The sequence below is a fragment of the Blastococcus sp. TML/C7B genome, from assembly GCF_016612845.1.
In the GTDB taxonomy this organism is placed as follows: domain Bacteria; phylum Actinomycetota; class Actinomycetes; order Mycobacteriales; family Geodermatophilaceae; genus Blastococcus.
Genome location: NZ_JAEOAA010000002.1, coordinates 337,053 through 350,650, shown reverse-complemented (window position 1 = coordinate 350,650; position 13,598 = coordinate 337,053). Strand labels below are relative to the sequence as shown.

The following is a 13,598-nucleotide window of genomic DNA, read 5'->3' as shown; positions in this document are numbered from 1 at the left end:
AAGCGGAGGGTGGCAGGCATGCCCAGCCGGTCGGGCCAGGCGAACGAGGCCGGCAGCGTCCACCGTCGCGGCGTCGCCGTCTACCTCGCCGCCCATGGCCTTGCCAGCCGCCCTGTTGCGGCAGCCGATCCGGGTCCCGGAAACCCCACGCCGGTGGCCTTGGCGTTCGAGACTTCCCACGCGACGGACGACCTCCTCTGCACGCTGTCCGATGAATCCCGGCTGTTCATCTCGGCCAAGCGCGCATGCGGCAATGACAGCCAACTGCAGGACACCGTGGAGCAATGGCTGGCCCAGGTTGACGATCTTCAGCCAGGCGACCGCCTGGTGTTGGCCACGGCGGAGCCGAAAGGCATCGTCCACCACCTCGGCAAGGCCCTGAGCCGTCGGCGTACCGCCCCGACCTCCGTCTTCCCCGTCAAGGAGCAGGAGGCTCTGTCCGCGCTACGGAAGCGCATGATCGACGTACCGAAGGAGAAGCAAGACCGGGTCCTCGACGCTGCCGCAGTCCTGATCGTCGATGCCGACCAGCCCGGGCGGCCCCAACACGACGTCGCCTCCAGCCTGCTCGAGGGGACGGTGGTGCCCGCCGGCTCCGGGGTCACTGCCCTGTCTCACCTGGAGGCGCACCTACACACTCACGCCGGTTCGGCCTACTCCGGAGACGTAGAGACCTGGGTGGACCATCTCGTAGACCTCGGTGTCCAGGTCTACGCCGACCGTCGCGGGGCTGCGGCCGCGGCCATCCGCGCCCGACAAGTTGCCGTCGAGCGCTACCGGGTCTCGCTCTCGGCCGAATCCGGGCGAGTGGACCTCACGCTGCTCGCCGACGACCTCGAGCCACTGATCATCGGCGATCTCGCCGATCATCTGCAGGTCACGGTCGAGGACTCTGATCGGGACCGTCAGAAGGTGTCCCTACTGCCCCTCGCCCGACGTCGGCCGCGGTTGCTCATCGAGGGTCTGCCGGGCGTGGGCAAGAGCGCCGCGATGACCCAGCTGGCCGCTCGATGGGCGACGGAACGCGCAGCACCCCTGCCGATCCTGGTCCGGCTGCGCGATTTCGTCCGGACCTGTCAGGCCCCCTCGGACGTCACCCTGGCGCGACTGTGTGAGACGGCAGCGTCGCGGGCCCCGGCCAGTGAGCAGGCCGACCTCATCGAGGCAATGCAGGAGTCGATCGCTCGCGGCGAGGCGGTTCTGCTACTCGACGGGTTGGACGAGTGCCTCGACCGTCGGGCCCTCGTCGCCGACGGCCTCAAGCAGGTTCTGTCTGCGCTGCCTACCGAGACGGGCGTGCTGCTGACCACCCGCCCCAGCGGCATGACGCCCGCGGGCCGGCTCGCCCTGGATGCCGTCCGTCTGACGACGCCACGGAACCTCGACGCGGTGCTAGACCGGCTGCTGCGCCACGTCGCCGAGGTCCGCGTGCCCAAGGCGGACCGGGACGGTTGGGTGGCCGAGCGAGCACGGCGGGTCCGCGACATCCGCCGAGCACACGAGGATCTGGGGACCGTTCCCCTGCTGTCCGTGCTGATCACACTGGTCTTTGCAGACAGCAGCGACGCCGCCCCGCCCGAGCACACCGCTCAGGTGTTGCACCGAGCAGTCACGCAGACGGTCAGCCGATGGGAGCGACGCCGCCCGCTGCTACCCGAGGGGACGCCACCCGGCCCAAGCGACCGTCAGCTGCTCATCGGCTTCGAGACGATCGGCTTCCTGCTCAGCCACCAAACAAATGCCTCAATCGCAGACGTCGACTCCGCCGTCACCTCGGCCATGGCGACGCGCTGGGGGCTGGCCCCCGAGCCGGCCGCGGAGGTCGCCGACCTCGTTCGGCGCTTCTGGGATGACCACGTCGGTGTCTTCGTAGCCGATCCCACTGGCCATGTGGTCCCCCGCAGCCGTGTGTTCGCCGAGATCGGGGCAGCCATGTACTGCCCCACGATGCCTCCGGACGAGCTCGCCAACTGGACGTCGGCGGCCGTGGCCGACCCCGACCGCCACACCGCACTATTGCTGGCCGTGCAGCTCGATCAGCGAATCATCAGCGAGCTACTCAAGCCCGGAAGCGATAGCGATGTACGTAGCCGCCTCGCCGCGGCGGCGCTCCACAGCGGCGCTTCCCTGACAGTCGACCAAGCCGCACAACTGCTGGACCTGCTCGCCCACGCGGCCCAGATCGCTGCGACGACCGCCCCTCCGACCCCCGGTCCCCAGACCACCGGGTTGGCGACTGACAAGCCGACGGCCAAGCAGCTGATAGCCAAGCTCGATGAGCGGCGGCTGCGGCGCGATGGACCAGTGTGGCCCTGGGCCTTGGAGATCGCGCGGCTCCCGCTTCCGGCCTCCCTCGAGCCCCGGCGCGCTGAGGCCCTCGCGGCACTGCCGGTGAGCCAAGATCAGCACCTCGTCGCTCGCGGAATCGCGGTTCTCACAGCTGCGGACACCAGCCACCGGCCGCTGACGCCATACGAGCGCGATGACGTGCTCCGGATGCTCGCCGTCCCCCTCCCCCCGAAGGTCGAGCTGCAGCATCCGTCACGCCGTCGACTGGTGATCGGGCAGTCGGTAGGCCTGCTCGCGGGCCTGGGACAGGGGGCAGCACGCGCCGCGGCCCGGCTCGGTGAACTGGACGGTCGAGCGGTGGAGCTGATCACCGCCCTCGCGCCCAGGGCTTCACACCGCGATGCCATCGCCATCTCCGCCGCGATGCGTGCCCACGGCCACGACCTCAAGCTCCCAACCCTGTCGCCCGAGACGTTCGCGCTCATCCAACAGGCCAGCGACGATTACCGAGACGGCTCCCGGATCCTTCTCGCGGCCATCGCAGACTTGGCTGAGGACGAAGTGGCCTTGACCGCTGCTCAGCGGTGGCGCCTGCCCGACCTGTGCGACTTCATCGCGCTGCTCGATGACGATTCGGTGAGCATCCCCGATTTCCGCGCCGCAGTGCGGCTGGATTCCGAGTCGACGCGGGCACTCTGGATACGCACGATGGCGCTCGCCGCCGACTTCGATCTATCGCTTCTGGCCGCTCAGGCCCGGGCCGCCCTGGAAGAAGACGGAGCCGACGACCAGGTCGCCTTGCCCTTCGAGATGGCCTCAGCGTGGCCGGAACGGGGCGTTGAACTGAACTTCGGACGGATCGACCCTGTTGAGCCCTCCGAGGTCGTCGAGCTGCTGGCGGCTCATTCAGACTGGATCGCAGAATCAGCCGCCCGGCTCCTGTGGGACACCCGCTTCCCTGGGCTCGACGATGAGGTTGCCGCCCTGGTGCCAGAGGTCCCCCCCGATCGTCGGTTCCTCGTGGCCGTGCTGTGCTGCATCCTCAGCGCAGAACCCGCCGTCCGCGCGCACAGCTTCTTCGAGACCGAGGATCCTGCCCTCCGACGAGCAGCGGCTGCCGTGTCGCAGGACGACGAACACGACCCGCAGTTGGAGGTGCTGAGATCGCAGGCGTTGCGGGACGCGGACGCAACCATCCGGATCGCCGCCGGCGCCGCCTCCCTCGATGAAGCCGATGTGCCCCCGCCCGCGTACTGGTCATGCCGCTGGTGCGCGCAACGCAACGACCCCCACGCCGAGGACTGTCACAGTTGCGACTGGGGAAGCCGTCCCCGGCCGGGCGCCCTGTAGGCCAGCGCAGTCGACTCCTGCAGGGTTCGCCTAACGATCGGGTCGACTCCGTCCCCCAGACGTGGACGATCCCGTCCATCGACGCCCGCAAGGCCTGCATGGTTCTACCGTCAGGCGCTGTCCTTACGTCCGCCGAGGAAGACCTGGTCGTCAAAATGGGATAGGTCCCACGGGGTCGGTTCGGGCAGGTCGTCGTCCCCGTTGATCGTGCGCTTTTCGGGTGCCCAAGCCAAGAATGGTTCCTCCACTGGAATGACCATCGTTATCTGATCCGTCGGCGGATCGCTTTCGGGAGTCCGCGTGATCGACTCGGGGACCATTAGCGGGTGACGGATCAACGTGGTCGGCACAGGAAACTCGGTGCCGGCGATCGTCAAGGTGGTTGCCGGCATCACGATCGCTTTCGGAACCACACCTGCCGGTGCCGTCGCCGTCAGGGGACTCAATCGGAACGGAACGACCTCGCCCTCCCAGAGCAAACGCGTACGACGTAGAAGAGCTCGATCAGAACCGCTGTACATGCCACTCAATGGTTGCAGCGCCTGACGAGTGATGTTTTCGATTACGACAAGGTCATAGAGACTGTCGACGGCCACATCGATGGACGCTGCATCTTTGGCCCCCAGCCCGGAGACCCTGAGAACAAAGAACTTCTCGCCACCGACAAAGAAGACGACCTCTTCGCTCATGGTCAATTCTTGCTCGAATACCGCCTCGGCGAGCTTCATTCGATTCGTCGTGCCGTGCCATTCGATGCCCTCGAAGCGAGCATCCGTCACCCGATCGCCCCTAAGGCCGAAGGACACCGTGAACGTCACGCTGCCCGCTACAAGCGCCGCCCAGTGCAGTCGGCCTTCGCTCTCTCCACGTCGAGACACTGCAGCCTCGTAGTCGCAGACGCTCGAGCCGTCCGCCGCGCGACACTCCACCCGGACCCGGTTCGCTGGCGACTGGCGCAAAAGTTCCGTGACCGTGAAAGCCTGAAACCCCTCAGGGAGTTCTGCCAACGCGATGTCAAGATCTGGCATCGGCGAACCGACCGGACCGAGGTAGGCCGCACCTCGCTCGACCAGTTCGCCCACGCCGACAACGACTTCGCGCTCGACGGACTCGGCATCAAGAGCGATTACGCCAAGTCTGTGCAGCGCCAACACCAAGTCCAGCGTCATCAAGCAGAGCACCGCCGCATGAGCGAAGTATGTAACCGCGGCCGAATATCGCTCCTTTATCGGGAAAAGTAGCCCGTCACTCTTACTGCCACGCGTATCCACGTGGACCAAGTCGCCGTAAAGCCAAGCAGCAGCCAACTGAGTGTCAGACACCTGCGGCGTGACGTCCGATCCGTCGGCCCTAGACGACTGCACGGCAAACCGCAGAACGTTGGTGCCATCGAGGTCGAAACGCGACCAGTCGCGCTTCAGATCCGCGAGCCGTCTAAGTAGGTCCGCGGGCACTTCGGATTGAGATACATCGACCGCCGCTTGAATCGCCTTCAGCACATTCGCCTGGAAGACCGACTCACTCTTTACCAGGACAGGACGCACCCGAGCAGCCAACGATTCAAACGCCTCCTCGTCCGGCAGGGCCCGACGCATCTCCATCGTGCCGTCCAAGTGGAGTTGGCCGGTCAACGAGAAGTCGCTCAACGCCGACAGAGACCGACGGTCGCGCGCCAGCGAATGCGCCTCGATCCGACGCGCCCGCAGGACAAACCGGTTGAGCGTTCGTTCGGAGTCAGCCACAGCTCAAGCGTGCCAGGACGCACCGACACTCCAGAGTGCGAGTGCCCCTCCTGGCTGCACGGCGTTGCTGGGGAGCCCTCAGGGGCGAGCAGCACTGGAGACATCAAGATCGACCGGCAGGTCCGTTGCAGGCGCCGCGTTAGCGCGGGGCGGGCGCAGCCCGTCCTTCAGTTCTTCTGCAGTGGGTCAGACGGCCGGACCGAGGATGACGGTGTGGCCGAGCCGTTCGAGCTGGGAGACCAGCCGGCGGGTGTGCGCCTCGTCGTTCCGGCGGCGCAGCCAGTCGGCGCCAGGGTCGGAGTAGGGCTCGTCGCGTTGGCGAAGGAGCGCCACGCGACGTCGCGTCCGAGGCGACGTACGAGGCGATCGTCGGCAGCCGTACGCGAATGTGTCGTTTGATCAGGGCAACATGTCAGCCGTGGTCCAAAAGACGAGCCGCCGGCCGGCGAGGGCGAACCGACCTCGGCCGCCGCGCAGGCGAACCAGCGGCCCACCGGTAGATCCGCTCAAGATTGTCGTGGCTACCTTCCCGTCAACTGGCCCAGATGGGGTGTCGCTGGCGAAGGAGGTCGAGCTCGTCAGGGCGGCGCTGTTGTACGCCGACGAGATCGAGGTGGTCAGTCCAGGCGCCGGTCTGGTGGCGAGCATGGCGGATCTGGCAGACGGGGACCGCTACGGGCTTCTCACCATGTTGATGTCCCTTGAGGACGGTGCTCTCGCACGCCTACCTGCCGAGACCGTGAGCAGGCTCCCGCAGAACTGGCGAGAGATCCTTCCTGCGGCCATGTTCGCCATTGAGATGGGCCCGGACTGGGTCCGACGCTTGCCGGGTGGAAGGCAGATCGACCCGGCTGTCCTCGATCAGATGGCTGCTTTCGATGGCCAGTTCGATGGCCTCTTGGACATGTTTCGGGAGGTCGCCGACCGCCTGCTTGAGCAGTCTGGTGGGTCTGAGCTACAGCCGGCCATTAGGGCTGGCGTGGTGACCGTGTCACCACTTGCGATCAATGACGCGGTGCAACCAGGAGCAATGGCGGCAAATTTTGTCGCGCTGCTCACTGAGCTGCTGGAGAACCGGCGTGTGCGACTGCTCTTCGACGACAGTGTCGCGAAGCTGGTGCGGGGATTAGTGGACGCCGGCCTGGCCACGCCGCATCAGATGACGGTCAAGCACGCGGGCGAGGCCGCCGTGGGAAGCGGCTTCGTGACCCGACTCCCTGCCTTCACTGCAGCTCCGGTCGACGAACTCTTGGATCTGCGGGCCGATCTCGCCGATCCGCTGGCCCGCTATCGCCGAGGCGTGTCCCTCATGGCCAGCAAGCTGGCTTACAGGGCGTACGACGAGGAGTCTGCCGTCGAGATCGAGGACCTGTGGCGGAACGAGGTGGACCCTGCTCTTCGGGATCTACGGGAGGGCTTCTCCGAGCATGGACTCGTTAGGGAGTTGTCGCGGTCTCTCTTGCTTGACCTGAAGACCTACGCCAGCGGCCTCGTCGGTACGGGCTTGTGGGTGGCCATGGATGACCTAACGTCGATCAACGGCGTGATCAAAGCTGTGGGCGCAGCCGCGCCCACGGCGGCTGTTGCCGCGCAAGGAGCCGCCTCTGCGGCGTATAGGCGTCACGACGCGCGCAGACAGTTGAGCAAGCACGAACTGTTCTACCTCTACGAGGTGGAGAACCGACTGAGCGCGAAATAACCAGGCACATGCTGGAGCACCCAAGGCTGTCCCGCGCGCGGCGCGCGTCCGATGCCCGTGCCGTCTGCGCGATCTGTGTACGGCTCACCCGAGCGACTCTCCTGCAACTGCGAGCAACCGACGGTTGGGCCGTTGCTGTTGCCGCTGTCCCATAGGCCGTCCTCGGGCCCCGCGTGCTCGAGACCCGGGCCGACCCTCCAACAAGGGCATCGCGCGCTGCCCGCCCATGCGGAGCAACCATCCCGGGGCCGAGCAGCACTGGAGACTCCAAGATCACGAGGCATCACACGTCTTGCATTCCGGCCAGCGGGGCCCCGTCAGCGCTCGGTTGGACAGGAACCGACGGCGCCTTCCGGTGTTGGGCTGAGGTTTCCTGAGCGAACCGCTCGTCGTTGCGCCTTAGGGCTCAGCGTTGCGTGCCCATCTGAGCGAGCGACGCGGCTCCGGCCCGGGACTCTGCGGCACCGGGCTACTGGAGAAGTGCGGCAGCCGTAGTGGAGTCCGCCCTCCTACGGTCCGCGGCCGTGATGACGCTGCACAAGCTGACGGCCGGGGACGGCTACACGTACCTGACGCGGCAGGTGGCAGCGTTCGACGCGACGGAGCGGGGTCACGCCGGCCTGGGTGACTACTACTCCCAGCGCGGAGAGTCCCCGGGGAGGTGGACCGGCAACGGCCTGGCCGGGGTCGGCGGAGTAAGCGCCGGTCAGCCCGTCACCGAGGAGCAGATGAAGTCGCTCTTCGGGGAGGGGCGCCATCCCGACGCCGATCGGCTCGAGAAGGAGGCCCTGGCCCGGGGACAGGCACCTCAGGAGGCGCGGGCGGTGGGAGCCCTGGGGCGGGCCTTCTACGTCTTCGCTCCTCGAGCCGACGGCTTCCGAGCCCGCTGCGCGGAGGAGTTCGCCGCCTTCAACACTGCCCGCGGACAGCCGGCCACAGCCCCGGTTCCGGACGACGACCGAGCGAGGATTCGCAGCGACCTGGCCCGGGCCATGTTCGCCGAGGCCTACGGCCGCGCACCGCACGATGCCCGCGAGCTCTCAGGGTTGCTTGCCCGGGTCTCGCGGCCGGCGACGACGGCGGTGGCCGGCTACGACCTCACCTTCTCCCCCGTCAAATCCGTATCGGCGTTGTGGGCACTGGCCCCGCGGGCGGTGGCCGAGCAGATCGAGGCCGCCCACGCCGCCGCGGTCGCCGACGCCCTGGCCTGGCTGGAGGAGAACGCGTGCTTTACCCGGCTGGGCACCGACGGGGTGCGACAGGTGGAGACCACCGGGTTGATCGCCGCGGTGTTCACTCACCGCGACTCCCGCGCCGGCGATCCCGATCTGCACAGCCACGTGGCGGTGAGCAACAGAGTGCAGACCCGCGACGGGCTCTGGCGGGCGCTGGACGGGCGGGTGCTGCACAAGGCCGCCGTCGCCGCCTCCGAGCGCTACGACACCCGGCTGGAGGCGCACCTGGTCACCCACTTGGGGCTCCGGTTCGCCGACCGGCCTGGGCCCACCCCGGGACGGCGGACGGTGCGCGAGATCACCGGCATGGAAGAGGGACTCCTGACGGCGTGGTCGTCGCGGCGTCAGGACATCGACGTCCGCCGCGCGGTGCTGGCCGACGGTTTCCAGCGCGACCACGGCCGGCCGCCCACGGCGGTGGAGGCGATCGCGCTGGCGCAGCAGGCGACGTTGGAGACCCGCGGCCCCAAGCACGAGCCTCGCTCGCTCGCCGAGCAGCGGGCCACATGGCAGCGGGAGGCCGCCGCCGTCCTCGGCGGCACCGACCGCATCATCCGGATGCTCGGCCGCGTACTGGGCGCGCGCGGATCCCCGCACCCGGGGATCACCGAGGCCTGGGTCCGGTCGGCCGCCGTCCGGGTGCTGGACACCGTCTCTGCTGCGCGGGCCACCTGGCAGGTCTGGCACGTGCGCGCCGAGGCCGAGCGGGTGGTGCGGGCCGCCGCCCTGGCACCGGACGACGTGGACGCCGCGGTCACCCGGGTCACCGAGGGGGTGCTCTCCCCCGCCCTGTCCGTTCCGCTGGGTGAGTCGGATCCGGTGGTCGAGCCGGCGGAGATGCGCCGCTCGGACGGGGCCAGCGTCTACACCGTCGCCGGTGCCCGGCTCTACACCAACGAGGCGGTGCTGGACGCCGAGGCGCTGCTCCTGGGAGCCGCCGGCCGCCGCGACGGACGACGTGCCGATCCGGCCACGGTGGAGCTGGCGCTGCTGGAAGCCACCGCCAACGGCGCCGAGCTCAATCCAGGCCAGGCGCAGTTGGTGCGCGAGCTCGCGGGCAGCGGCGCCCGGGTGCAACTGGCCCTCGCCCCGGCCGGCGCGGGCAAGACGACCGCGCTGGCGACCCTGGCCCGCGCCTGGACCGCCGGCGGCGGAACGGTGCTCGGCCTGGCGCCCTCCGCCGTGGCCACCGCCGGACTGCGCGACTCCGTGAGGGCTCCGTGCGACACGCTGGCCAAGCTCATTTGGTGCCTCGACGCCGGGCAGGCACCCGACTGGGTGGCCGGCATCGGGCCGACCACGCTGGTGGTCGTCGATGAGGCCGGCATGGCCGGCACCCGCGAGCTGGCGCGCGCCGTCGAGTACGTCCTGGGGCGGGGTGGATCGGTGCGGCTGGTCGGCGATCACCAGCAGCTGACCTCGGTCGCCGCCGGCGGCGTGCTGGCGGAGATCGCCGCCACCCACGGCGCGGTCACCCTGACCCAGTTGGTGCGCTTCACCGACCCGGCCGAGGCCGCGGCCACCGTCGCCGTCCGGGACGGCGACACCCTCGGGCTGGGCTTCTACCTGGACTCCGGCCGCGTGCACGTCGGGGACCTGGCTGCCTGCGCCGAGCATGCCTACACCGCCTGGGCCGCCGACGCCGCCCGCGGTCTGGACGCACTGCTGCTGGCCGCCACCCGGGACCTGGTCACACAGCTGAACCAGCGGGCGCGGGCCGAACGGCTGGCCCGCGTTGCCTCCTCCCCGGGCGCGGAGGTCGAGCTGGCCGACGGCACCCGCGCCGGGGCCGGGGACCCGGTCATCACCCGCGCCAACAACCGGCGGCTGCCGATCACCGCCACCGAGTGGGTGAAGAACGGTGACCGTTTCACCGTCCGGGCCGTCGGCCGGGACGGCGCCCTCGACGTCGTCCACACCAGCACCGGACGGCGGATCACCCTGCCGGCGGGCTACGTCGCCGAGCACGTGCAGCTCGGCTACGCGACCACGGTGCACGGCGCCCAGGGCGTCACCGCCGACGTCTGCCACACCGTGCTCACCGGCGGCGAGTCCCGGCAGCTGCTCTACGTCGCGCTCTCCCGCGGGCGCGCCGCCAACCACCTGTACCTGACCACCGTCGGCGACGGCGATCCGCACAGCATCGTCACCCCCGCCGCCGTGTCCCCGCCCACCGCCACCGACCTGCTGGCCGGCATGCTGGCCCGCGACGGCGCCCAGACCTCCGCGGCCGGCGCCCGCCGGGCGCTGGCCGACCCGGCCGAGCAATTGCACTCCGCCGCCACCCGGTACGCCGACGCGCTGCGCGTCGCCGCCGACCACCGCCTGGGTGCCGCGACTGCAGAAGAACTGGAGAACGCCGCCGAGCGCCTGCACCCGGGGCTGACCAGCGCGCCGGCGTGGCCGGCGCTGCGCGGGCACCTGGCGCTGCTCGCGCTCACCGGTGCCGACCCTGTCGCCGTCTTGAGGACGACGGTCGAAGCGCGGGAACTGGAGACGGCGAGTGACCCGGCTGCCGTCCTCGACCACCGGCTGCCCGTGTCCGGCCCCGCTGGCCCGCTGCCGTGGCTGCCCGGCATCCCGGCGGCCCTGGCCGACGATCCGCGGTGGGGTCCCTACCTGGCCGCCCGCGCGGATCACGTCACTACCTGCGCGGCCCGTGTTGCCTCCGCCGTCGTCGAGATGACCGCGGCCACCGCACCGACCTGGGCTCAGCGACTGCTGGGCCCGGACCACGAGGCACTGCGGGCCGACCTCGCCGTCTGGCGCGCAGCACTCGCCGTTCCCGACAGCGACCGGCGCCCCACCGGACCGCCCCGGCGGCCGGCTGCGGAACGCCGATCCCAGACGCGACTCGACGAGGCGGTGACCGCCGCCGCTCCCGCCCGGGACAGCTCGGTGTGGGCAGCGCTGGCCGACGGCATCGACCCCCGCATCCGACGCGACGAGCACTGGCCGGTCCTCGCCGACCGGCTGGCCGCCGCCGACCGCGCCGGTCTCGATGCCGCCGGCATGCTCGCCGCCGTCGCCGCACGGCGTCCGCTGCCCGACGACCTGCCCGCCGCGGCCCTGTGGTGGCGGCTGTCGCCCCACGTCGCTCCGGCCACCGTGCCCGCGGCGGGCTCGGCCGGACCGCGCCCGGACTGGTGCGCCACCCTGCTGGGCCGGCTGCCCGTCGAACAGGCCGAACGCGTGCTGGCCGACCCCGCATGGCCGGCGCTGGTCGCCGCGGTCGCCAACGGCATCCGCACCGGCTGGTCCCCCGCCGACCTGCTCACCGCCGCATTCGCCGGGCTGCCACCCGCGGTGACCGGCGACGTGACCGGGCTGGCCGAAGCGCTCGTCTTCCGGGTCGCCGCCCTCACCGACCCAACCCCCGCGCAGCACCCCGAACCGCTGCCGGCCGATCTGCAGCCACCCGACGACGCGCACCTGCTGCCGACCGTGCCCGCGCCAACCACCGCCGCCGACCCGGCGGACGTGCCGCCCGGCGACGAGGACGCGCCGTTCGACCCTGACTACGACACCCATCCCCCGGCGTCGCCGCCGCGGTACCTCACGCCGGACCCGTTCACCCTGACCGGCGCGGTCGAGGCCGCCGACGACGCGGACTACCTGCTCGAGCAGCACTTCTGGGCCACCGCCGTGGTCGGCCGCGATCGGCTCATCGAGCTCAACACCCAGACCGCCGCCTTCTTCACCGACCACTACCCCGACTCCTGGGCGCCGGGCTACCTGCGCGACCGGCTGGGCACCGACCTCACCGCCGATGCTTGCTTCACCCCCGGCTACGCCTCGGCCGGCTGGACGGCGCTCGTCGACCACCTGCGTGGCCTCGGCGCCACCGATACCGAACTGGTCACCGCGGGCCTCGCCCAGCGCGCCCGCACCGGCGCGCTGATCGACCGGTTCCGCGACCGGCTCACCTTTTCCATCCACGACCTCGATGGCGCGATCGTCGGCTTCATCGCCCGCCGCCACCCCACCGCAGCCGACGACGGACGCGCCGGACCCAAATACCTCAACACCCCGGGTACCGACCTGTACCGCAAGGGCGAGCACCTGTTCGGGCTCCACGAAACCCGATCCACGCTCGCCGCTGGAGCCACCCCGGCTCTCGTCGAGGGACCACTGGACGCCATCGCCCTCACCCTGGCCGGTGCCGGGCGGACCGTCGGCGTTGCCACTCTCGGCACCGCCCTCACCGACCGGCAAGCCGACCTCCTCGGCCGCTACATCCGCACCGACGGTCCCGGCATCCTCGTGGCCACCGACAACGACCTCGCCGGGCAGCGCGCCGCCGAGCGCATCTACTGGCAACTCACCAGCCGCGGTGACGCCCCGCGCCGCCTCGCCCTACCCGAGGGGCTCGATCCCGCCGACCTCGTCCACCGCGACGGCGCCACCGGGCTGCGGACGGCCATCGACTCCTCATGCAGCCTCGCCGACATCCTGCTCGACGCCCGCGTGACGCTGGCTTTGTGCAGGCGGAGCGTTTTGGACATTCATGCGGCACTGCGCGAGGCCGGCGCGATCATCGTTGCCCTGCCACCCTGCCGGTGGCTGGCGCACATCGATCGGGTCACCGAGGCACTTGGCGTGCCACCCGGCACCGTCCACAGGGCCGTGCTCGACGCCGACTCGAACACCTCGGCGCTTAGCAGAGCCACGGCTGATCCCCCACGGGCGTCCCGCTCGATGCCCCCAACCGAGGATCCTCCGCGGGCTGCCCATACGGGACAGCCGCCGAGAGCCAACTCTCCCGACCTGCATCTCGCCCGATAGTCGGTCCCTGAAGGAACATCAGAGGTCGAACCCGACTGCAGGGCGGGAACCGTATTGAGGCGGCGCTCCGGCCCGCAGGCCGGGGCGTAGGGACGGGTCAGTGGAGGGGCGCGCCCGCCAGCCAAGCTCGAGCGGCGGCTGTGGCGTCGGCGACCAGTCGCTCGGCGATGCCCTCGGTGGTGGAGTCCCACGCGAAGTCTCAAGTACACCGGGGAATAGGGCGATCTGCTCCCAGCCCGCGCCGCCGCGCTGCGCCGCGGGTTCGCCGATCACCTAGCTGAGGAGTACCTCGGCCTCTGTTGAGGCGCGGAAGTTGTCGCGGCGCCGAAGTACCGTCCGCACCCGTGGCACCGACGAGAAGGCCTCCTTGGTCTGAAGGCGTAATCGACTCGCTGAGTGCTGTACTGGCATCGACAGAGTGGCCGGGGCTTAAGGGTTGGGAAATCGCCCGCTTGCTCGATAGCGTCCGCATCCAAGACCCCTTCCCTACGGGGACCA

5 protein-coding genes are annotated in these 13,598 nt (G+C 70.1%); 3 read left to right on the top strand and 2 right to left on the bottom strand.

The genetic code is table 11. From position 1 onward, the window contains the following. Positions 1-18: 18 nt before the first annotated feature. Positions 19-3,639, top strand: coding sequence for an NACHT domain-containing NTPase (locus tag JKP76_RS14590; RefSeq protein WP_200491670.1), 3,621 nt, complete (start codon positions 19-21; stop codon positions 3,637-3,639). Between the two features lie 110 nt (positions 3,640-3,749). On the opposite strand, the gene JKP76_RS14585 is transcribed toward JKP76_RS14590, so the two are convergent. Next, complete coding sequence (locus JKP76_RS14585; RefSeq protein WP_200491669.1) at positions 3,750-5,381, bottom strand: hypothetical protein; 1,632 nt, start codon at positions 5,379-5,381, stop codon at positions 3,750-3,752. A 186-nt stretch (positions 5,382-5,567) separates the two neighbouring features. Next, positions 5,568-5,714, bottom strand: a complete 147-nt coding sequence (locus JKP76_RS14580; RefSeq protein ID WP_200491668.1) for a hypothetical protein — start codon at positions 5,712-5,714, stop codon at positions 5,568-5,570. 217 nt (positions 5,715-5,931) lie between these two features. On the opposite strand from JKP76_RS14580, the gene JKP76_RS14575 reads away from it, so the two are divergent. Then, positions 5,932-7,080 (top strand): hypothetical protein, encoded by a 1,149-nt coding sequence (locus JKP76_RS14575; protein WP_200491667.1) that lies wholly within the window; start codon positions 5,932-5,934, stop codon positions 7,078-7,080. Between the two features lie 527 nt (positions 7,081-7,607). Then, entirely contained in the window at positions 7,608-13,100 is a 5,493-nt protein-coding gene (mobF, locus tag JKP76_RS14570; RefSeq protein WP_207168329.1) for a MobF family relaxase, read from the top strand. Positions 13,101-13,598: the final 498 nt, after the last annotated feature.